The 22,625-nt window shown below is 56.5% G+C and carries 20 protein-coding genes; all 20 read right to left on the bottom strand.

Annotation, left to right across the window (positions count from 1 at the left end; translation table 11 throughout):
* Window positions 1–53: 53 nt before the first annotated feature.
* Window positions 54–1,037: an SWIM zinc finger family protein gene (locus tag DFT_RS04775; RefSeq protein WP_054030114.1), complete on the bottom strand. Its 984-nt coding sequence runs from the start codon at window positions 1,035–1,037 to the stop codon at window positions 54–56.
* Between the two features lie 106 nt (window positions 1,038–1,143).
* Complete coding sequence (locus tag DFT_RS04770; RefSeq protein WP_054030113.1) at window positions 1,144–1,488, bottom strand: single-stranded DNA-binding protein; 345 nt, start codon at window positions 1,486–1,488, stop codon at window positions 1,144–1,146.
* 1,226 nt (window positions 1,489–2,714) lie between these two features.
* A complete protein-coding gene (locus DFT_RS04765) occupies window positions 2,715–3,368 on the bottom strand; it encodes a flavodoxin family protein (RefSeq protein ID WP_054030112.1) in 654 nt (217 codons plus the stop codon).
* 111 nt (window positions 3,369–3,479) lie between these two features.
* Complete coding sequence (locus DFT_RS04760) at window positions 3,480–4,184, bottom strand: Crp/Fnr family transcriptional regulator (protein ID WP_054030111.1); 705 nt, start codon at window positions 4,182–4,184, stop codon at window positions 3,480–3,482.
* 851 nt (window positions 4,185–5,035) lie between these two features.
* Window positions 5,036–5,539: a sodium:calcium antiporter gene (locus DFT_RS04755; protein WP_200907021.1), complete on the bottom strand. Its 504-nt coding sequence runs from the start codon at window positions 5,537–5,539 to the stop codon at window positions 5,036–5,038.
* Window positions 5,540–5,710: 171 nt separating this feature from the next.
* Window positions 5,711–6,748 (bottom strand): lipid A deacylase LpxR family protein, encoded by a 1,038-nt coding sequence (locus tag DFT_RS04750; RefSeq protein ID WP_200907020.1) that lies wholly within the window; start codon window positions 6,746–6,748, stop codon window positions 5,711–5,713.
* Between the two features lie 5 nt (window positions 6,749–6,753).
* Window positions 6,754–7,875, bottom strand: coding sequence for an ABC transporter permease (locus DFT_RS04745; RefSeq protein ID WP_028577480.1), 1,122 nt, complete (start codon window positions 7,873–7,875; stop codon window positions 6,754–6,756).
* Window positions 7,876–7,878: 3 nt separating this feature from the next.
* Window positions 7,879–10,671: a ribosome-associated ATPase/putative transporter RbbA gene (gene rbbA, locus DFT_RS04740; RefSeq protein ID WP_028577481.1), complete on the bottom strand. Its 2,793-nt coding sequence runs from the start codon at window positions 10,669–10,671 to the stop codon at window positions 7,879–7,881.
* A complete protein-coding gene (locus tag DFT_RS04735; protein WP_054030110.1) occupies window positions 10,668–11,741 on the bottom strand; it encodes an HlyD family secretion protein in 1,074 nt (357 codons plus the stop codon). The genes rbbA and DFT_RS04735 overlap by 4 nt, the downstream gene beginning before the upstream one ends.
* Window positions 11,742–11,870: 129 nt before the next feature.
* On the bottom strand, window positions 11,871–12,050 hold the full coding sequence (locus DFT_RS26440; protein WP_028577483.1) for a hypothetical protein: 180 nt from the start codon (window positions 12,048–12,050) through the stop codon (window positions 11,871–11,873).
* Window positions 12,047–13,093, bottom strand: a complete 1,047-nt coding sequence (locus tag DFT_RS04730; RefSeq protein WP_028577484.1) for an HTH domain-containing protein — start codon at window positions 13,091–13,093, stop codon at window positions 12,047–12,049. Before DFT_RS04730 ends, DFT_RS26440 begins: the two co-directional genes overlap by 4 nt.
* A 113-nt stretch (window positions 13,094–13,206) precedes the next feature.
* A complete protein-coding gene (locus DFT_RS04725) occupies window positions 13,207–16,362 on the bottom strand; it encodes a type I restriction endonuclease subunit R (protein ID WP_054030109.1) in 3,156 nt (1,051 codons plus the stop codon).
* 2 nt (window positions 16,363–16,364) lie between these two features.
* Window positions 16,365–17,540, bottom strand: a complete 1,176-nt coding sequence (locus DFT_RS24815; protein ID WP_076750390.1) for a BstXI family restriction endonuclease — start codon at window positions 17,538–17,540, stop codon at window positions 16,365–16,367.
* Window positions 17,537–18,226, bottom strand: coding sequence for a restriction endonuclease subunit S (locus DFT_RS04715; protein ID WP_054030107.1), 690 nt, complete (start codon window positions 18,224–18,226; stop codon window positions 17,537–17,539). Before DFT_RS04715 ends, DFT_RS24815 begins: the two co-directional genes overlap by 4 nt.
* Complete coding sequence (locus DFT_RS04710) at window positions 18,219–19,760, bottom strand: type I restriction-modification system subunit M (RefSeq protein ID WP_054030106.1); 1,542 nt, start codon at window positions 19,758–19,760, stop codon at window positions 18,219–18,221. Before DFT_RS04710 ends, DFT_RS04715 begins: the two co-directional genes overlap by 8 nt.
* 18 nt (window positions 19,761–19,778) lie before the next feature.
* Window positions 19,779–19,985: a helix-turn-helix domain-containing protein gene (locus DFT_RS04705; RefSeq protein WP_305791185.1), complete on the bottom strand. Its 207-nt coding sequence runs from the start codon at window positions 19,983–19,985 to the stop codon at window positions 19,779–19,781.
* A gap of 169 nt (window positions 19,986–20,154) precedes the next feature.
* Window positions 20,155–20,679 carry a gamma-glutamylcyclotransferase family protein gene (locus tag DFT_RS04700; RefSeq protein WP_054030104.1) on the bottom strand — a complete coding sequence of 175 codons (525 nt, stop codon included), beginning with the start codon at window positions 20,677–20,679 and terminating at the stop codon, window positions 20,155–20,157.
* The gene (locus DFT_RS04695) at window positions 20,676–21,473 is read right to left on the bottom strand and encodes a glucosamine 6-phosphate synthetase (RefSeq protein ID WP_054030103.1); all 798 of its coding nucleotides are present in this window, start codon (window positions 21,471–21,473) and stop codon (window positions 20,676–20,678) included. The genes DFT_RS04700 and DFT_RS04695 overlap by 4 nt, the downstream gene beginning before the upstream one ends.
* Window positions 21,458–21,979 carry a DUF5049 domain-containing protein gene (locus DFT_RS04690; RefSeq protein WP_054030102.1) on the bottom strand — a complete coding sequence of 174 codons (522 nt, stop codon included), beginning with the start codon at window positions 21,977–21,979 and terminating at the stop codon, window positions 21,458–21,460. Before DFT_RS04690 ends, DFT_RS04695 begins: the two co-directional genes overlap by 16 nt.
* 11 nt (window positions 21,980–21,990) lie before the next feature.
* Window positions 21,991–22,625 (bottom strand): amidoligase family protein (locus DFT_RS04685; RefSeq protein ID WP_054030101.1); only part of this gene is annotated, 635 nt, incomplete at its 5' end.

Genomic DNA, 22,625 nt, shown 5'->3' with positions numbered 1-22,625 from the left:
GATCTGCCTATCGCCTTTAAAATGGCATACGTTAAGGATCTGCTATCTTTAGGTTAGGCAGCCGTCTGCAGTTGCCGGATGAACGCCGAAGCATCGCTGCTCGTTAGGTTGTCGAGCGTGACACCATAGGATTCTTCAACCATGCACTCGATCTCTTCCACGCTGATTCCCCGGCGTCTGGACAGATTGAATATGGCACGGCGTTGTGCCTCACTCATTCCAGCACGGGCAGGACTCTTTGAAGCAGTGTTTGAAGAAGGCTCCGGTTGATTTTGGTTTTCCACGGCAGAAGCCACTTGCGCTGCGTCCTGGATTTGTTTTTCATCTTCAGCTGCACTCTTTTTCGGCGCCTTTGAAGGAGCCTTTTTCGCCGGTCTGGATTGCGCTTTAGGATGCTCATGATTTCCCCCTTCGTTGATGGCTTCATTGATGTCAGCAAGCTCTTCCAAAGCGGTCATCCCCACATTGGTATAGGACCTCAGCGCTCTTGCAATGGCACGGGTGCTGGCCATCCTGAGCAGATGCTTGGACACCTTGCTTGAGCAATTGGAGGGATTTGCGTCTCCGATGTCCGAATAGGTCTCACCCAGCTTTGACATCACGGTTGCCCGACACACAGCAAAATGTCCATTGTCCCCGGTGGGCATCTGAACGATTTCTACTTCGATGCTGGATATGCCCTTTTGATGTCCCAGATCGAGCAGGCCCGGATATTTGACAAATTCCTTTCCCTCGATCTTGGTGATCCAGCGTTCATCCAGTTTTGGAGCTTGCCGTTCCAGAAATGTGGCCCCTTCGACCTGTTTTTGGGGAATGGCGTTGTATACGGCAAGGATGTGTTTGCATTTAAAATCGGGTGACTTTTTCACATTGCGGGCATAGTCTCCGCAGGTGCAGCTATCTCCGGCATCGCTGATGATCACGTTGTATAAAATCTTGCCCTCGCTGCTTTCAACGAAGTATTGGCCGTCATCGCTTTGCAGCACTTTAAGTTGTTCCGCCTTCTGGTTTCTTTTCTGTATCTCTTTTGCCGTCATGGTTCCTCCGTTTCTCCGTGAGTATGATTTTGAGCCAGTCGAGTAGCTCAAGTCCTATTGCGATGATCAGTTCAACGGTTCTTGTTTTCATCGCCCTCCTTGTGGTTCAGATGGGGATATCATCGGCTGGGTTGTCGCCAAATCCCCTGCCGTCTGTCTTGATGAATTCAATCTTGTTTACAATCATCTCGAAACTGCTTCGGTTTTCGCCATCGTTGGTTTTCCACTTTGTTTGCTGAAGATACCCAACAACACATACACGGGCGCCCGTATGGAGATATTTTTCAGCGACCTCGGCGTTGTTGTCGAAACAGACACATTTGATCCAGCTGGTTTTTTCGCGTCCCGATTTGAATGCAAGAGGGTATGATGTGATTTGGTTCCCTTCGCTCCCGAAAAAAGATTCTGGGTCTTTCCCGAGATTACCAATCAGGATCAGTTGATTGATCATGGATTTGCCTCCTTGGTTGGGTTGATAAACAGGGGTGGATTGGGTGGTTCAATGATTTATATATATGGATAGACGAAGATATGATGGATCATGGAGTGGAAATGGCGTGGTTTCTTGCTGCGAAAGGATAGATTTATACGGTGTTTAGGGTGTTTATAGGTGTTCAGGCAGGGGGTAAACACCTATTTTTGGAAATAAATGGCATATATTCAATCGGTTGTTGGTGATCTTTGAGCAGGTGTTAAGGTGTTTAGGGTGTTTTCGTGGAATTTTACAATTAAATTGTATGTTACATGAAAATTTAGCCCTCCAAATAAGCCGGTGATTATCTCACGGTAACGGTCTGTTGAATTGATTGCGTCTCAATTTGAGCCTGGTATTGTACCTACAGATTTTCGGAAGTCCAAATTGCGTGTGATTACTCTACGATTTTACAGCCGGCACATATGTAAAGATAATTTTTCCTCCATTTTTAAATAAACGGCTCACCACAATATATAGTGGTGTCGGCCAAAAACCGAAAAGCGAGAAATGAACCGGGCATTCCTCACTTCTGCAGTACGTCGGAACAGTATGGATAGCCGCATTCATCAGCCGCCGCAGAACCAATTCAGGCGGCTATCGTCCAGGCCCTGGCGCGGGCCTTTTCTTGGGTAGAAATCCTCGAGAGCGGGCAGGTCAAATCGATCAGTGAACTGGCTCGTAGTTTGGAGGTCGACGGCTCCTATGTAACGCGTATTCTAAAATTGACTACATTGGCACCAGACATCGTCGAAGCCATCATCAATGGAGAGGAACGAGACGGGCTTTCGCTGGCCAGATTGACCCGGTCCTTTTCGGAAGAGTGGAGCGAGCAACGCGCCCTTTTCGGATTTGATGGGACGAATGCTTGATTTGTATTTTATCGCTGTTTTCCGAATTCTGAATATACAAAAAAAATCATTCCGTGAGGATCCGACACACACGCCGAGTTTCAAAAAAATGAGCACCTGAATTCCAACGAAATGGATTTTTCTGATGCTCATAATGGTAAAACAGATGATATCAATCTTTTTTTTCTTTCTTCTTTTCCTCTTCGAGAACGACCTTGCGACCGCAAAGATCACATTTGCCATCCTCCGTGATACACGGCTGTTTGGGGGCGTCACCGCCACAGATTCCACACTTTGGCATTAAAATCACCTCCTCTCTAATGGTTACAATGTGGATGAGAGACTATTTGGGGTTTACATCCGCATCTGATCGCCAAGCTTGCGAGCGATCTCCTGCCCCAACACCTTGGCTTTTTCCCAGATTTCTGTTTGATCTTCCACATTACTGAATTTTTCAGGAGTTACCTCGGTGTCATCACCAAAAATCCAGGGCAGTGCGCTCATCGGACAGGTCTGGCCGAAGCCGCAAACCATGCATTCCGGATTGCCGGTCACCTTCAGCTGTCCAAGCACATTCATACCCTCCAGATTCAAGGCATGGGCGATCTGATTGCTTGCCTCCTCCAGACCGGGGGCACCACGCCCGATACCCGTGGTCACTACAACCGCCAGCTTACCTTTGTTGAGGCCGTTTTGATGCCTCAATGAAAACAGACGTTCCAGAAATGCCTTTGTAAACCCATCGACCGCGCCATAGGGCGAATATCCGCCAACAACAACAGCACCGGCATGACGAACTTTTTCGGCCAATTCGGGAAAGTCATCCTTAACCTTGCAGATGTTGTCCTTTTTACACCCGAGGCAGGCGATGCAAGGACGCACGTTAATCTTGCTGAGTTTAACAAACTCGGAAGATAGATTGCTGCTTTCAAGTACTGACCGGATCAAACGATCCGTGTTGCTATTTTTTATGGGACTTCCCGAAATTCCGATAATTTGGGGTTTCATGAATGTTGCTCCTTACTGGTGGGGTTGAATTTAGCTGCACCATAGGAGTCCTAAGGGCAAATGTCTGTAGCAACTGTTACATGATTCAAAAAAAAAGGCGGGGAGAGGTGACTAAGCTGTTTTCATTGCAGGCAGGATGAGCCGCTTGTCCTTATGGATGATTTTGCCCGCTTTCTTAAGCGCCTGCATGGCACGGGTTATACTGACACGGTGTGCGCCGGTTAAAAAGCTCAGATCCTCATGGGTTAAAGGGAACTGGATAACGATTCCTTGCGGACTAATCGTCCCATGCTCTTTGGCGACCGTGATGAGTACGCGGTAGAGCCGGTCTTCAATATTCGTGACCGCCAGACTACCCACGCGTCTCGTTAACCAGGTAATCCTTTCGCTCAGGTTCTTAATAATCTGCAATCCGATCTTCGGGTGTTGCAAAACCAACTTTTCAAATTGGTTTCGGCTGAAGCCACAAGTCAGGGTATCTTCAAGACAATAGGCACTGACTGGGTATTGGCTTTCTTCCGAAAACATGTTTTCACCGACAAAATCACCGGCCTTGCGGATATCCAGCGTCAGTTCGGTGCCGTCTTCGAGCACTTTAGAAAGCTTGACGCGCCCACCTTTTATTAGAAACATTTCGTTGGTCGGGTCTCCCTGCAGAAACAGCGATTGACCTGTTTCCGATTTTTTCCGTAATGCTTCACGGCTAAGCGCTTCAATTTCCTCTGCTGCGAGATTCTGGAATACCCACAGGTGACCGATGCAGATTGGCGATAGGTCGATATCATTACCGGCGATTTGTTCACACAAACATGCCATTCTTTACCTCGATTCGGATTAAAATGGATTTATTTAATCATCCGATATCGTAACCGAACCTTTTTGTCTGTTGCAACTGATACAAAGTTTCGCCCTATGTTACTGGAGTTGTAAATAGAAAAGTTGACTGCATGTAATCTATTGTTGATAACCAGCTAAAATTATTTCACATACACGCCCATCTTAGGATATTTATAGATGAGCCTTCGCTATTATCTTTGCAGCATTTTTCATTGAAGAGGAAATCCGGATTGATTCTGCTTCCTTTTCGTTTGGTGCATGGTGAGTTCGAAAAATAAGTCCGGTTGCAACACCGGGCGCGGACTTAACACAACCACCAAAAAATCAATTTCGCGTAAGTCCCTGTTAGGCAAGGATATAGCTTTCCGGACGCGAATCGGACTTGGTCCGTACAAAACGGAGAATCAGGGGCCAAACAGAGAATGAAGGGCTGGAAAATAGAGAAAATCGGGTGACCGGAGAATGGTTTTGAAAGATGTTAAATACGCCAAAGGCCTTGAATATAAGGGCAAAAAGAAAACCCGTCACCCCGGAGAATGACCCCAGAGAGACGGGTTTGTCTTTTCTAAATGGTGGAGGGAACGCCGACCTACCGCAAAACAGTCTCAAAGCCCGCGCTCCTCGTAACTCCTTGATAATAAACGCCGAAGTCATCTTACACAACCACTTCCCAACAACCCGACCAGAGAAACGATTTTCTCCCCTGATTTCCCGGCACCGGACGAGGGTGACGGGTTTGCAGTAAAACCGGATACCTGGCGTCGAGCAGCAACAACTTCGAATCCAGTTTTCGGACGCCGGTTCGGTTCCCAAAACGGAATCGAATTGACCTATGCCTGCCCGCCAAAAACCGTGCTGATCAGGTAGGCCGTATAGCCCACGTAACAGACCAACAGCACCGCGCCCTCGATGCGGTTGATACGTCCTGGTCCCCGGAATCCATAGCCGATCACGAATAGCGACAGGGTCAGTGCGGCCATCACCAGCATGTCCCGGTTGAAGACTTCCGGCCCAACGGCCAGCGGGTGAATCGTACCGGCGATCCCCACCACCGCCAGGGTGTTGAACAGGTTGGAGCCGAGAATATTACCGAGAGCGATATCGTGTTCGCCTTTCCTGGCTGCAATGATTGATGAAGCCAGTTCCGGCAACGAGGTGCCGACCGCGACCACGGTCAGGCCGATGATCAGATCGCTGACTCCGAATCCATGGGCGATCTCCACCGCGCCCCAGACCAGTACACGGGAGCTGACAATTAAAAGCGCCAGCCCCACCACCAACCAGAAGACCGCACGGCGGATGGGCATGGCGCGAACGTCCAGTTCCTGCTCCATCTCGTTTCCCAGCGCATCCTCTTTCTTCCGCAGCCCCTGCCAGATGGAGATGGCTACGATCTGTTGTGCAAGGTCATTTCGCCTACTTTGGTGTGCCCGTCAGTCGGGCTTCAAAAAGACCAGGCAGGATAGCGAAGTAACCAACTGATCCATTACTCGTAACGCGCACTATCAAAGTTGTAGTGAAAGGCTGAGCGCCCCGAAATCATCGCGGCGGTCGCCCTGGCCTTTGAACTCCCGTGTCCTGAGCACATGGGTATAACCCAAACGCAGGTTCCGCCAGGTAATAGCGATACCGAACTGGAGGTCTCCCACCAGCGGTTCTTTGTCTACGTTGCGGCTGTCGCGAAAGGTGTTGCCGTCAAGAAAGATGTTGCGGGCGACGGCCCGGCCCTCAATGCCTGCAAACAGATACCAGCCGAAACCGTGCCGAGGAATAAAAAAGCCTGAGCCCGGCACGCTGGGCTGGATTCGGGGAGGGCCATAGTCGAGCGGCAGGTTTTTGCCGTAGCGCAGCATTAAGCCGGCATTGGCGTAGGTGAATATGTTGCCCAGGGCGCCACCCGCATGCGGAGTCAGGTCGAAGGGAATGCCCAGCAGTGATTCCGCAACCAAACTACGCCAACTGCGGCTATAGGCCAGGATGAACCCTGGCTCGTTCTTGAGTTGGGTGTCCCAGCCTCGCGGTTCATCCGCGTTCACGAATGAATGAACGCGCTTCTGGGTCTGTTCAGCAAGCGAGGCGGGGCCTACCATGCCCACGGTCAATTCGAGTTGATCAAGACGTTGCCCGGTTTCGGCGATTAAGCCAACGGAACCATAGAGCCAGCCGCCATAAGGGCGGTCATCGAGCGGGGGGTCCCGCAAAGTGATGTCCTCCGGAGTATACATGTTCTGGCCGACCGCGTAGCTCGCCCGCACGGCTTTGCCGACAGGGAACAAAGGGAACTTGTCGGCCAGGCGCAACACCCACTCCGGAGTTTTGTCTTCGGCAGACAACCAGGATACACGCACCCCGTTGGTGTAATTCCGGTCGGTATTGTAGAACAGGTCGTTTTCCAGGACCAGGCTGAGGATGCCCTTCTCCGCCTTCTCGGCGGCGAAGGCCGCCGTGGGCGCGAGCAAAAGCATGCCGATCAGGATGGCGGCGATTCTCCTTCCCGGGTGGATCACTCCGGGATTTATGGTGAGCATCGGGGCTGCCGTCATTCTGCTCATCCCATGGTCTCGATGGTTTTCCGAAATCGCGCAAGCGCGAAACCAAACAATGCCGTTCCGATCAGGGCCAGGCTGACGAACTGCGGCCAGACCGCCGTGAGGCCAGCGCCCCGGTACAGGATCGACTGAGCCAACATCACAAAATGCGTGTTGGGCGCGGCGAGCATGATGTACTGGACGGCCTCCGGCATGCTCTCGCGCGGCGTCGAAGCGCCGGAGAGCATTTGTAGCGGAAGCAGCACCAGCAACAGCAACAAGGCGAACTGCGGCATGGAGCGGGCGACGGTGCCGAGGAAAATGCCCATCGAGGTGGTCGCGAACAGATGCAGCGCCGTGCCGGCCAGGAACAGCGCGAGCGAGCCCTGGATCGGTACGGAAAGCCAGCCCTGCACGACGACGGTGAGTGCCGTGGCAGTGGCGGCAAGGACGATCAGCCCCATCGCCCACACCTTGCTCGTCATGATCTCGAATGGCGTGACCGGCATGACCAGCAAATGCTCGACCGTGCCGTGCTCGCGCTCGCGGATCAGCGCCGCGCCGGTTAGCACGATGGAGAGCATGGTCACGTTGTTGATGACCTGCATGACGGCGCCAAACCATGACTTGTTGAGCTGGGGATTGAAGCGCGCGCGCAGCACCAAATCGACCGGCAGAGCTGGCACCTCGCGATAACGCTGCACGAAAGCGCGCACCTCGTCGCTCACGATGGTCTGGATATATCCACTGCCGGTGAACGCCTGGCTCATCCGTGTGGCGTCCACATTGAGCTGAATCGTGGGTTGGCGCCCGGCGAGCAGATCGCGCTGGAAGTTCAGCGGAATATCCAGGGCGAAGGTGGCCAGGCCGGCATCCATGCGGGCATCCATCTCCGCGTGGTCGATGATTTCGGGGGTCACGAAATAAGGCGGGTAAAAGGCGCTGACGATGCGCCACGACAGCGGTGAGCGATCCTCGTTGACGACCGCGATCGGCGCCTTGTTGAGGGTCTCCGGCATGGCCGTTGCCGCCGTGTAGACCGAAATGGTGAAGGCATAGACGATCAGCACCAGCATGATCGGGTCGCGCATCAGGCTGCGCAACTCCTTGATTCCGAGATGAAGGATGTTGGCCGGGCGCATGGACTATCGCTCCTGCTTCTTGAGCAGCGCGGCGGCGAGCGCGATCAGGATCGGCACGGCCAGCGCCAGCGGGACGAAGGCCGCCTGCAGATCGGAGAAGTCGAGCGCCTTCGAGAAGGTGCCGCGTGCAATGGTAAGGAAATGGGCGGTCGGGTAGATCTGGCCGATCAGCCGGCCCGCTCCTTCCAGCGATGAGACTGGATCGATCATGCCGGAGAAGTTGACCGCCGGCAGGATGGTGAGTACCGCCGTGCCGAAGATCGCCGCGATCTGGCTGCGCATGAAGGTGGAAATCAGCAGCCCCACGGCCGTGGCGGCGCCGACATAGAGCAACGCACCCGCCGCCAGGGTCAGGAAGCTGCCCTTCAGCGGCACGCCGAAGACGGTCACAGCGAGCAGGGTGAGCAACAGAAAGCTCAGGAAGGACAGCACTATATAGGGTAACTGCTTGCCGAGCAGGAACTCGAGCCGCGTGGTGGGCGTGACGTAGAAGTTGGTGATCGAGCCGAGCTCCTTCTCGCGCACCACGCTGAGCGCCGCGAGCATGGAGGGGATCAGCATGAGCAGCAGCGGGATCACCGCCGGCACCATCGCCACCAGGCTCTTGACATCCGGGTTGTAGCGGAACCGGGTCTCGATATTCACGAGCCCCGCCAAAGCCTCGCCGTGCCCAGCCTCGCGCGCCTTGGTCGCCAGCCAATGGGCATGAATCCCCTGCACATAGCCGCGGATGGTCTCTCCCCGTGTCGGCATGGCGCCGTCGATCCAGGCGCCGATCTCGACCCGCCGGCCCCGTGCGATGTCGCGCGCGAAGCCCGGCGGGATCTCGATCGCCAGACTGATGTCGCCTTCGCGCATTCGCCGGTCGAGATCAGCATAACCGGTAATCGGAGCCCGCTCGATGAAGTACCGGGAGCCGGCGAGGTTGAGCGTATAATCGCGGCTGACGGTGGTCTGGTCGCGATCCAGCACCGCGAAGGTGAGATTCTCCACATCGAGGCTGATCCCATAGCCCATCACGAACATCAGGATGACGCTGCCGAGCAGGGCCAACGTCAACCGGATGGGATCACGGCGCAGCTCCAGCCCTTCGCGCCGGGCATAGCTGATCATGCGCCGGGGGTCGAATCGGCGCCGCCAGCCCTGTGGTTCGACATGACTTGGCGAGGCCTCGACTGAATCGAGCGAAGTGCTTGCGTCCGGTTGGCGTGCCTCGCCAGCGCTCTGCGCTTCGGCATCCTTCAGATAGGTGATAAAAGCCTCTTCCAGGCTGTTCTCGCCATGTTTGCTTGCCAGGGTGGCAGGCGCGTCAGTCACCAGTACCCGACCTGCATGCATCAGCGAAATGCGGTCGCAGCGTTCGGCCTCGTTCATGAAGTGGGTGGAGATAAAGATGGTCACCCCGTCGCGGCGCGAGAGCTCGACCAGCATGCGCCAGAAGGTGTCGCGCGCCACCGGGTCGACACCTGAGGTGGGCTCGTCGAGAATCAGCATTTCGGGCTTATGGATCATGGCGACTGCCAGCGACAGGCGCTGGCGGTGGCCGAGGGGCAGCCGGCCCGGCAAGCTGTCAATCACTGTGGTCAGATCGAAGCGTTCAACCATTTCGTCCACGCGCCCTGAAATCTCGGCAGCGGGCACGTGGAACAGCCGGGCATGCAGCGTCAGGTTCTGTCGCACCGTCAGTTCGGTATAGAGTGAGAAGAACTGCGACATGTAGCCGACGCGGCGGCGGGTCGCGAGGTCGTGCGGGTCCACCTCGTGTCCGAACAGCCAGGCCCGGCCTTCGCTCGGCGGCAGGAGACCGGTCAGCATCTTCATCGTCGTGGTCTTGCCGCAGCCGTTGGAGCCGAGAAAACCGAAGATCTCACCCCGTGGGACACGCAGGTTCACATGATCGACCGCGGTGAACTCGCCGAAGCGCATGGTCAGATCCCGGGCCTCGATCGCGGTATCGCCATCGTCTTCCGGCCGCGGCGGAATCTCGACCGCCCGATAATCCCGGCGCTTGTCTTCCGGCAGCAGCCGGATGAAGGCCGCCTCCAGCGAAGCCGCCCCCGTGCTTTGCAGCAGGCCTTCGGGCGTGTCGCTGGCCAGCACCCGCCCACCGTCCATCGCCGCCAGCCAGTCGAAGCGGGCCGCCTCCTCCATATAGGCCGTGGCCACCAGCACGCTCATGCCGGGCCGGGAACGACGGATGCCGGCGATCAACTCCCAGAACTGGCGGCGCGAGAGGGGATCGACGCCGGTGGTCGGCTCGTCGAGGATGAGCAGATCCGGATCGTGGATCAGTGCACAGCAGAGGCCGAGTTTCTGTTTCATGCCGCCGGAGAGCTTGCCCGCCGGGCGAGCGAGAAACGGCCTGAGCCCGGTGGCCTTGGTCAGGGCCTCGATGCGGCGCGTCCGTTCGCTACGATCCTGCCCGAACAGCCGTCCGAAGAAGTCGAGGTTTTCGGCCACCGAGAGCGTCGGATAGAGGTTTCCTCCCAGACCCTGGGGCATATAGGCGATACGCGGGCCGAGTGCGCGCCGATGGCGCGCATCGGCCATATCGCCGCCGAGCACCTCAACCTGCCCCGTCTGGACCGCGCGGGCGCCCGCGATCAGCGCCAGCAGGCTCGACTTGCCGACCCCGTCCGGGCCGATCAGCCCGGCCATGCAGGCCGCAGGGAAATCGAAGCTGACCTCGTCGAGCGCACGCACCTTGCCGTAGCGCAGGGACACATCCCGCAGGCGGGCAACCGGTGCGGCAGCACTCACGCCATCCTCGATCTGTGCATGTATGTCCCGGCTCATTGCGGCAGCCTCGTCTGCAGTTCAGGCGGCCAATCCACCCGTGGGTCGAGCCGCACATAGGCCATGCCCGGCAGGCCGGTCTTGACCTGGAGGAGGTGCTCTCTGAGCAGATCCGGGGCGATCCGCGCCTTGACCCGGAACATCAGCTTCAGGCGTTCTTCCGTTGTTTCCACCGTTTTCGGGGTGAACTGGGCCTCGTCGGCGACGAACGAGATCTCGGCCGGGATGACGTATTGCGGGGCGGCATCGAGCACAAGACGCGCTTCGGTACCCAGTGCGATCCGTCCGGCCGCCTTCGTCGGCAGGAAGAAGGTCATGTAGACATCGGTGAGGTCGATCATGTTCAGGACAGTGCCACCGGAGGCCAGCACCTCGCCGGGCTGGGCCACCCGGTATTGCACCCGTCCCTTCTGCGGCGCCTTCAGCACGCTGTCATCAAGGTCAGCCTGGATTCGCTCAAGCATCGCCCGGGTCGCCTCCACATCGGCTTGCGCGCCAAGCACCTGCGATCTGGCCGTGGCAATGGCCGCGGCCGCCCTTGCGACATCAGCCTCGGCAGCGCGCAACATAGCTTCGGCGCTGAGAAAAGCGGCTCGATCGTCGTCGAATTTCTGCTGGGAAACGGCTTTGTCGGCGACCAGCGATCGCGACCGCTCAAGCCGTATCCGTGCCACCTCGGCCTCGGCCACGCGTTGCGAGACCACTGCCTGCGCTGCCGTTTTCTCGCTTTGGCGCTGCACGACCTGGCTGTTGGCGATCCGCACCGAGTTCTCAGCCTGGCGCAAGCGGGCCAGCCCTTCTCTCAGCTGAGCTTCCAATACGGCGGTGTCCATCTTCGCCAGAACTTGTCCGGCCGTGATGAAATCGCCTTCGTCCACCAGGATATCCTTGAGCCGCCCCGCCGTCTTGGCGGCTATGTCAATCTCCACCGCTTCAACGCGGCCGTTGCCGCTGGTGAAGCCGTCGGGAAGACCCTTTTTCTGCAAGGATTGCCAAGCAAAGAGTGCGGCCCCGATAACAAGCACCCCTATGGCGATGGCCAGCAACCGTCCTTTATTAAGCTTCGACATTTTTTGACCTCCGCTTTGCCCCGTTCCCAGAGAACAGGCGGCCATTCCGGAACAGATTCCAGTGAGCCGAAATATCTCCTAAAAACGGCTGCCCGGAATCCTTGTATTCTGGATAAGGGGCCAGCTTCATCACTCAGCCTCCCCGACAATCTGTTCCAGAAAGCCTTCGGTCTCCTGCTCCAGGGCGTAGATATCGGCCTTGATCTTATTTAAAGTGCATCCATTACGGAAGATCAGATGGCTTTTGATTTTGCTTATCCGTTCAATGGCCATTCTGTTCCCCACCGTTCCTCTGTCAATCGTGCTCATTTCACATCCCCTCCCATAGCAAACTCCTCATCGATCTCGAACAGATCCGGCGTCGAACGATGGACGCCGATGCCGTGTTCCATCAGCAGCATTACAAGCTGTTCCCCGTTCATCAGGGCGATGGGAGTCTTGTCGGGCTGGGCCGCTTCCTTGATGGCTCCGGCACTGAAGTCGCTGGTGGTAATGATCAGCCCTTGCTCGTGTGCTCCGAGGCTGCCGCGCACCTGCTGCACAACCGGAGCTTGGATATTATTCTTGAGCTTCCATTTCTTGACCTGGACGGCCATCTTGATGCGGACCACGGCACCGACCACCAAGGTGCCCCGGACATCGATGCCGCCGTCGCCGCTGAGTTTGGTCACCTCGACCATCTCGAAACCCATCTCCGCCAGTAACTGAGAGATGAACTCCTCGAACTCACCGGGCTTCATGGCCAGCAAGCGCTCGCGCAGGACCTTGCGGACCTGGTGGTTGTGCTGCTCGATTTGGAATGCGAGTCCACGCCCCATCCATTGGCTCAGGCCCACATAGCCACGACCGTGCTGAACGAAGCGGGGCCGCTCACCGCGTTTCTGCTGGCGCTTGATCTCGGTGATCACCTGGGCGTACATGGTGGCCTCGGGCGTTTTGCCGCCTGTCACCAGCCAGCCTTTTTGCAGGGCCTTCTCGGTTATTTCCTTGTAATGCATCGGCTTCTTGCCGCCGAACTCTTCGAGCACCTTCTGAGCGCAATCAGTGAAGGAGAAACCCGCGTTCGGATGATGTTTTGGGGCTTCTTCGACGGCCGCAGGAACCGGCGCAGCGCCGCTCGATATTTCAGTGGAATCTCGAAGTGCGAAGGTCTGAGGGCCGACTTTTACAAAGGGCGACTTGTCCCCATTGCTCTTGATGTCGGAGTAGAGCCGGGCGCTGACAGTGGCGTCTGGGGTCTTACCTCCGGACTGCCAGAGACCGGCAGCCATGATCTGCTCGGCGATATCCTTGGCGTGCAGCGCCGTTCCGGCCTGTTGCAAAACCTGAATTGCGGCCGTTTTAACGTCCATGGATCGCCCTGATTACGTGTTGGCCAGTCGTTTTAAAGCCATTCCTGAAGATTACGCAGCCTAATGATTTGCTGGCAAACGATCTATTTGTATGAATCTTCTTGATAATGACGTTAAACACGTGCACCACCAGTTCTTGATTTTGGTACAGTCCATTCAGAAGACAGCGCCTCAGCCTGCTGCAAGACGGTCTGTACAGCGACGTCCTGCAAGTCAGGCGGGTAGCCATACTTGCGTAGGATGCGCTTCACAAGCACGCGCATCCGGGCGCGGGCCGAATCACGACGTGCCCAATCCACAGATACGTTCTCCCGCAGGCTCACCAGCAACTCATGGGCGATGAGTTTCAGCTTGTCGTCACCCATCATTTGCACGGCGCTTTCGTTCTCAGCCAGCGCGTCGTAGAAGGCTATCTCCTCGTCGGACAATCCGGACTCTTCGCCTCGCTGACGAGCAGCGCGTATGTCCTTAGCTAGTTGGATCAGCTCCTGCAGGACCTCGGCAGTGGTGATGGCGTTGGCGTGGTAACGCGCTACCGCATCCTCCAGCCGCTCCGAGAATGCTTTGGTTTGCACGACGTTGGCTTTGCTGCGAGAGCGGATGCCGTCGTTGATCAGTTTGCGTAACGCCTCCAGCGCGAGGTTCTTTCGCTCCATCTGTTGGACTTCCGCCAGAAACTCATCGGATAGGATGGAGATGTCCGGGCTCTTGATGCCTGCGGCAGCGAGGATGTCCACGATCTCGGTCGAAACCACCGCACGGCTGACTATCTGCTGGATAGCCAGCTCGCGCTCTTGCCGGGTCACTCCCGACCCCGTGCTGCTCTTCACTAGCGCTGCGCGAATCGCTTGGAAGAACCCCACCTCTTCGCGGATTTCTCGGGCCTCGTCGGATGCTGATGCGAGGGAGAACGCTTTGGACAGAGCCAGCACCGCATCCTGGTAGCGGCGATGGGCGTCCTTCTTACCTTCCTTGGTCTTCTCTTTCGCCGCCAACTTCTGCTGCAGATCGAGAATCCATTCGATAGCTCCGGCCATCATAGCCAAGCGCTCTTGTGGCGTCCCGCCCATCGCGGATGCGTAGTCGAAGCCGTGGTACATATCACGCACGATCTCGTACTTCTCCATCATCACCGCGATGGCCTGCGCTTCGTCGACGCCGGTGTTTTCCTGGTCATTCTTTGAATATTGCTGCAGGGCAGACTTGAGGTTCTGCGCGATGCCAATGTAGTCCACGATCAACCCGGCAGGCTTGTCGCGAAACACCCGATTTACGCGGGCAATCGCCTGCATCAGACCATGCCCTTGCATCGGCTTGTCCACGTACATCGTGTGCATGCACGGCGCGTCAAATCCGGTGAGCCACATATCCCGAACGATCACCAGTTTGAGCGGGTCTTTAGGGTTCCGAGCTCGCTTGCCCAGCAAATCACGCCGTGCCTTGTTGCCGATGTGCTGCTGCCAATCCTGCGGGTCGCTTGCCGCCCCCGTCATCACAATTTTGACTGCACCAGCGTTGTCGTCCGTGCTGTGCCAATCTGGGCGCAGCTTCACGATCTCGTCGTACAGCTTTACGCAGATACGACGGCTCATGCACACCACCATTGCCTTGCCATCCAGAGCCGCCACGCGGTCTTCAAAGTGGGTGACCAAGTCCTCGGCCACCAATGCAAGGCGCTTATCGCTGCCGACCAGGGCTTCGACCGTCGACCACTTCTTCTTGAAACGCTCCTGCTCGACTTCCGGATCGTCCTCCATGAGTTCGTTGACTTCGGCGTCGATCTTGGGCTTTTCGTCCTCGTCGAGCTCAATTCGTGCGAGCCTCGACTCGTAGTAGATTGGCACGGTTGCGCCATCCTCGACGGCGCGACTAATGTCGTAGACATCAATGTAGTTTCCGAAGACGGCGGGGGTGTTCACGTCATCGGCTTCAATCGGCGTACCTGTAAAACCAATGAACGAAGCGTTCGGTAGTGCATCCCGCATGTACTTGGCAAATCCGTAAGAGATTTCACCAGTCTTTGCGTCCACCTTGGCCTTAAAACCATACTGGCTGCGGTGCGCTTCATCTGCGATGACCACCACGTTGCGCCGTTTGGTGAGCGGCTCGGCGATCTCGCCAAACTTCTGCAAGGTTGTGAAAATCACACCACCCGATGCCCGGCTCAAGACCTTCTGAAGATCTTCTCGGCTCTCGGCCTGCACCGGCGTCTGCCGGATCAGGTCGCGGCACATTGAAAACGTAGAGAACAACTGGTCGTCAAGGTCGTTCCGGTCGGTGAGCACCACCAACGTCGGGTTGGCCATTGCTGGATGTTTAACCAGTTGTCCGGCGTAAAACGCCATCAGCAAACTTTTGCCAGAGCCTTGCGTGTGCCAAATCACACCGACCCGCTGATTGCCTTCGGGTGCAGAAGCGGTTACAGTGCTGTTGACCGCGTGCTGAACTGCGTGAAACTGGTGGTAGCCTGCGATGATCTTCGCCAAGCCCGATCCAGTCTCACCAAACACTGTGAAATCGCAGAGCAGATCGAGAAGACGGCGCTGTTCAAAAACACCTTCGATCAGCGTCGATAGTTCCGGCGCACCCTTCGGGGCAACGTCAGTGCCGTCGGTCGTGCGCCAAGGCATAAAGCGTTCCAGATCGGCGGACAGCGAGCCGACCCGAGCGGTAATTCCGTCTGAAGTCACCAGCAGGGCGTTTGTATTAAACAGCGCCGGGATCTGCTTCTTGTAGGTCTGCAACTGGTTGAAAGCCCCGACCAAGGTCGCATTGCCGCTTCCCGGTGCCTTCAGCTCAATTACACCGAGCGGCAACCCGTTAACAAAGACGACCACATCGGGACGCCGGTTGTTCTGGCCGTTGATCACCACGAACTGGCTCACAGCCAGCCAATCATTCTGCTCTGGCCGGTCAAAGTCGATGAGAGAAACCTTGCCAGCAGTCAACGTGCCGTCGGCGGAGTAATATTCGACGTCCACACCTTCGGTCATCAGCTTGTGGATGCGGCGGTTTTCTTCGAGCAGTGACGGCAACTCGAACTGCATCAGCTTGCGGATGGCATCCTGCCTCGCCTCCAGTGGCAGTCCTGGATTGAGATGTGCGACGGCATCCACGAATCGTTTCTTTAGTACGACCTCATCGTGACTCTCGCGTTCCGGGCGATGGCCATCAGGGCCGATGTCCTCCTCACGCTCGATGCTGTAGTTCAAAGCGCGTAATTGGTCTAGTAACGCTTGTTCTACGGCAGACTCCGACAAAAACGCCATACTCAGTGCCCCCTGTACTCTTCAAAAAAGTCAAGAAGGGCAGCTTGGTCTTCCGGACTAAAGTGATCCTCAACGATTCGAATCCAAACTGCACCCGCAGGCGACCTAATTATTTCTAAGTTTCTTGAAATCCATCCGAACGTAGAAATAACACCTTCACCATCAACGATCCCAACCTTCGACCCATCATTCATGAGCTCGAACAAAGGGTAACATTTACGCTGCCCCAATTTTGTATTGCAGACTGCATGTCCCCAGGCAACGTTTTGCGGAATGTGCTCAATATCGGAGTAAGTTAGTGGAACCATGTGAAAGAGGTTCACAACTGTAGATCTTGTTGCGTTCACAACCTGTTCAGATGCGTTTAGAAGTGAAGCCTCATCAGCGAACGAAACTTGGTCGTGTAGTTCCGAGTATCGAATGTGCTTCATGCAAAGCGGACAAGTCGTATGCCCACTTCTGAGCAACCCCATTGCCTCCCATTCTCGCGGCTGAAATAGCCCGGCATCCTGAAGCACTTCCTCAAGGTGCTGCGCTTGTGCTGCCACGTAAGGGCTGTCGACGGTATGAGCTGTCAACCAAGCTAGAACGCACTTAGCAAGGTAGTTCGTGTTCGCCGTGGCATACTCAGGCGCGAAGATACCTTGTGGAGGGCCTTCTGATCGGGCGGCATTGTTTCCATGAGCCGCTATTCTCAGAACATATTCTCCTGCGTCTATGGCACCAGCAACACGTTCTGTGACTGGCACTCCATTCAGTGACAGTGATCTGACATTCCAGCCAGGCAAAGGTGGAAAATTAGATAGTTGATCGTGTGTACGATATAGAACGAATGCATCAATTCCAACTTGGGGTGCGTTGGGTTGGCCGAACGCTGGCTTTACCTGACTAGGGCCGTCAAAATATTGGTCAGGGAATAATCGAATAACGTAACCATCCTGATAGCTCGCCAGGGGAGCTTGTCCAAGGCGCTCGAATGGAACGATTACCTTGTTGCTCCGAAGAACATGATTTTGATACGCTCCTTTCGCTCCTCCGCGTGGTGTTGCGAAGCCTGCCTTGCTAAGTTTGTCCTTATCCTTTGACGTCAGGAAAGCCCAGGGAGCAGAAGGATAGATATCGTGTTGTCCACGATGACCTTCAATTTTACGACAGGCGTTTATTCGGCACAATGTCATGGCTGCTCCCCGATCAATCTGCCTGACAGTATGATTGGCAGGAGTGCCCCATAAAAATGATCAATGCGATCCCGGAGATTCTGCAATTTGAGAACATCTGCCACTTCAATTGCAGAGTGAGACGTTGCATCTAAGCAAAGTGCAAGCTGTTTTGCTGACGAAATGGTCCGGAGAATCTTTTTTTGCTTTTCAACAGACGGAACGGCCATTTCAAATTCAAATAGGTCTCCTTTGTACAGCTCCGGATAAGTAGATCCGTTTGCCACTGCGTCTAAGTATCTTTTGTTTGCCACCAACCAATAGGCAAGATAAGTGGGTAGGAGCTTTTCGCCGCAAACAAAGTTCAGAAAACCCTGATTTGTGCACATGGGTACTGTTGATATTGCCACTGCCCCTACAGGGGCGCGCTTACTAAGCATCACCGTTCCCACGGGCATCAACTTAGCCGCGCTCGATTGCACCCCGAGTTCAGTAATGTTTCTCTCGGTGGCTGACACATATAGTGCCTCGTTTCCTCTTGTTATTTCCTTTGGGGTCAGCCATGGGATATCCCCATCCCAATACTCGTCAACCGTGGTGCTCGGAGTCCCTCCACTTTCAACTCTTTCAATGTAGCCTGAACCCTTCTTTGGCTCGAGCGTGATAACCTCCCATCCCGATGGATGATCCAAGAATGCTTCAGCCATGGAAAAGCTCCTCAAAAATCGTAATTGATTGTTCGACTTCGCTTGGTAATTTGGTCAATGCTGCTTTCAGCTCGACAAAATCATCCTTCAATTTCCCAATGGCAGTCGTTGATAATTCGCTCCGATCAAAGCCGACGTAGCGTCCAGGAACTAGAGCCCAACGATGCGCTTCAAGCGTCTTAATATCTACAGAACGGCAAAAACCGGGAACGTCGGAGTACGGCTCGCCATTGGCAACACCTTTCCAGCGCTTAAAGGCGTCTGCAATCTTGGAAATCTCGGCATCCGAGAACTCCCGCCTTGTGCGATCAACTAAGCTTCCAAGCGCACGCGTGTCTATGAAGAGGACTTCCCCGCGACGGTTTGTTCCTCCCGGGAAATTCTTGTTTCGGGCGAGCACCCAGATGCTCGCTGAAATTTGTGTTGAGTAAAAAAGCTGAACTGGAAGGGTCAAAACGCAAGCCACCACATCTCCTTGAACCATAGCTTGACGGATCTGTCCTTCGGTAGTTTGGTTTGATGTCAGCGAGCCATTCGCGAGCACAACTGCTGCAGTGCCATTGGGAGCAAGGTGGTGAACAATGTGCTGCAGCCAAGCATAGTTAGCGTTCCCCGTTGGGGGGACTCCATACTTCCAGCGGACATCTTCCCTCAGACGTTCGCCACCCCAGTCAGAAATGTTGAAAGGGGGATTGGCAAGGATGTAATCGGCTTTGAGGTCTCGCAGCTCGTCCTTGTGGAAGCTGCCTTCGTTATTCCACCGAATGTCGGAATCGATGCCGCGCACGGCCAGGTTCATCTTGGCCAGCCGCCACGTAACGTAGTTCGACTCCTGCCCGTAGATGGCGATGTCGCCGATGCGGCCGCCGTGCTCCTGAACGAATTTGTCGGACTGAACGAACATCCCGCCCGAGCCACAGCAAGGGTCATAGATACGGCCCTGATAGGGCTCCAGCATCTCAACCAAGACGCGTACAACTGATCGTGGCGTGTAAAACTCGCCACCGCGCTTGCCTTCAGCGCCCGCGAACTGGCCAAGGAAATACTCGTAAACACGCCCAAGGATGTCGCGGGAGGCGTGCCCTTCTTCATTGAGGGCAATGCCAGAAATCAGGTCGATTAACTCGCCGAGCATCACCTTGTTGAGCGAAGGCCGGGCGTAGTCCTTGGGTAGTACGCCCTTGAGAGACTCATTGTCCTTCTCGATGGCGCGCATCGCATCGTCGATCAAGGTTCCGATGGTGGCCAGCTTAGCGTTGGCCTGCAGATGCGACCAGCGAGCGTCCTTGGGGACCCAAAACACGTTGTCGGCAAGGTATTCGTCCTTGTCCTCAGCCGCCTGCGGGTCTTCGGCCAGCAGGGTCTTGTGCTTGGCTTCGAAGGCGTCCGAAATGTATTTCAGAAAGATGAGCCCGAGTGCGACATGCTTGTAGTCGGATGGCTCCATATTGCCGCGCAGCTTGTCAGCGGCTTTGAACATTTCGGCCTCGAAACCGAGGTTACCGCCGTTTTTGTTACTATCAGATCTTGCCATACTTAACGATCCTTATGATTATGAGTTGCGGCTCTTCCCAGCATCTGAAGGTTCCGCCGCGCCGCCAGCCTTGACCCACTCGTCGACCTCGTCCTTCTTGAACTTCCAAAGTCGACCCATGCGGTGGGCGGGCATACCATGCTTGTCGATCCACTTGTAAACGGTGTCATTGCTGACCCCGAGGTACTTGCAAATCTCGGTTATTGATAACCAGCGGTCTTCCATCTCGTTCATTCTCTTGCTCCACGGGCGCTTTGGTTGTTTGCCACGTCCGCCAGAGGCGAAACGGGAGAGACTGGACGCACCTCTCCCAGGTTAAAAAACTCCATCAATATACAAAGACTCTATGTGCTATGTCAAACGATCTTTACCGATTTGAGCCGATTATTTTCTATCACGCTCGATGCCAGACGCCGGAGTCAAGCCGGGTGCCGTTTTCAACACGCGGCATCCAGTAGGTCCAGGCAGGAATCAAGGTGCGTCCGCACAGTACCGCCACCATTACCCGCTGGTACATGCTGTGCCCGCCGGGCCGAAAGCCTTCCAGTCGGTCGATGGGCGGCAGGTCGCACTGCGGGTCGGTGAAGGTCACCAGCTCCCCATGGATCAGATCCCAGTCTCCGGTCGGGCGGCCGAAACGCGGTGTGCCGATCTCCTGCCGTCTGCTGGCGTCGGCCAGTGGATCGGCGCTGCCTCGGGCCAGGATCAGCCCTTCCGGCACCTCGAGGGCCGGAAAACCGGCGTGGAGGTGGTAGAGCCTGCCCCAAACCACGGCCGGTTCGATGCTGCGGGCCTGGGCGCAGAAGCGTTGATGGTTCCAGTAGCCCCGTTTCAGGGTGCCGTAGACGAAGAGCCGGAGGATGGTCTCGGGACTGTCTTCCGGGTTTGTGTTCAGCTTTACGGTGTCTCCAATGTTCATGCATTCACTCCTTCGGGCAATGTCCCTTTGCGCTCCTGGGGGATGAAGCGGAATTCGCTGTTTTCGATGGCCCGCACATCCTCGTGGCGGATGGTGAGCATGGTCATGGGCGGCACCTCCAGCTCGCGCCATCCCTTCTCGTTGTCCACGGCAAAGTCGATAAAGGCGTCGTCCGAGGCGTAGAGCACCACCCGGTGCTGGCGGTGGATGCGCAGGCAGAGCGGCTTGTTGCCCTTGAGCACGGTGATGGTGCCGGGGTCGAGGCGCGAGGCCAGCACGGCGCTCATCTGGCCGCGACAAAGGGCGAGCGCCTTCTTCAAGCCCTCCTGGTCGATGGGGCCTTCGGGCGCGAAGCGGTCGGCCAGGCGGAAGATCAGCTCACTGTCCACCTCGGCGTAGCGCGGCAGCCCGAGACGGCGGAACAGATAATCGGCGTTATAGATGGTGCCGTTGTGGGTGCCGATGACGATCCCGGCCCGAATGGGATGGTTGTTGCGGTTGTTGAACTCGTTGCCCCGGGTGCGCCAGCGGGTGTGGCCCATGAGGATGGTGGTCTCGTTGTCGACCTGCCCGAGCAGCTCCTGGAACGGCTTCTCGTAGACCAGCTCGTGCGCCCGCATCGGCCGTTTGAAGATCCGGTGGCTGCCGTCAGTCTTGAGCCAGGCCAGACCGGAGGCGTGCGGGCCGCGCTCCTCGCTGTGCAGCAGCATGCGGATGAAGAGCTCGCGCAGGTAATCCCGCTCGTCGGGCCGTCTGCGCTTGCGGCCGAAGATGATGCCTACTTGTCCGCACATGGAGCCGGGTCCTCCTTGCCGCCGAAGTTCTTGCCGAGCGGTCTCGTCCCTTCGAGGACGAAGGCTGCGTATTCCCGCCGGTGGTCAGCCAGCCACTCGGCCACCTCCGGGTAGCCCATCTCGGCGGTCAGCCGGGTCACCTCGGGGTGATCGAGCATGTTGGTGCGCCCGGAGAGCCGCACCTTCTCCAGGGCTTCGAGGAAGCGTTCCGGCCAGGGATCGCTGGCCTTGTCGTCGGGCAGGAACTCGATCAGGCCGTGCCGCGCCAGACGGGTGAGAAACTCGGCGGCCGCAGCGGCTACTTCCTCCGGCAATGGCTGGGGCGGCCCGCCTTCGATGCCGGAAAGCACTTCGGTCATGTAGTCCCGGGGCGCTCGGCTGGCGGTAAACGGCGTCTGGCCGCGCATCAGCTCGACAACTCCGAGGCAGTCGGCGGCTTGCAGGGTTTCCCCGCTGCCTGGGGTCGGTTCGCCGTCCAGCGTGGTGGAGCGGATCAGAATCTTCATGGGGCACCTCCTTAAACAGTGAGGCCGGGAACTTGCCCGGCCTCGTTGGTGAGAGTGGTTGTTTCGTCCGGAAGGACGTCCTGCGGTTTGGGGCGTCCGTTCTTGAAGGCTGCGTCGCCGGGCATGTTGGCCATCAGATGCTTGCGGGCGGTCTTGAACTCGTCGCCGATCAGGCCGAGGTGGAGCAGGAAGACCCGGAAGTCGTACTTGGCGCTTTGGGGATCGAAATCCCGCTTGCGGCTGGAGGCTGCCCTACCGTTGAGCGCCTTGGCGGCGACGGCGAGGCAGAATTGCAGGTAGGCCTTGATCCGTCCCGCATGGAGGGTCGCCTCGAACCAGCGGAACTCCACCGTGCCCCGGTACCAGACGTTGTGCAGGTTGACCCCGTGATAGCGGCTGTTGTCGTAGTGCTGGGGCTGGCGGTTGTGGTAGCCGTACCAGATTCGGTTGAGCTGGTCCTTGGTGCGCGGGCGATGCTGTTCGATACGCTGGATCAGTTCATCGCTGACCGGCCGGGTGTAGCGATTGAGCCGGTCGCGGCTGATGTCGAGGGCGTGGAGGATTAGCGGCTCCTGCTTGTAAATGATCTTGGCCAGGTTACCCAGGTGTCTGCCGTCGAAGGGCGCGGCGTCGATATGGATGTGAA

Source organism: Desulfatitalea tepidiphila (assembly GCF_001293685.1).
Taxonomy (GTDB): domain Bacteria; phylum Desulfobacterota; class Desulfobacteria; order Desulfobacterales; family Desulfosarcinaceae; genus Desulfatitalea; species Desulfatitalea tepidiphila.
This window is presented reverse-complemented; position numbering and strand designations above follow the sequence as displayed.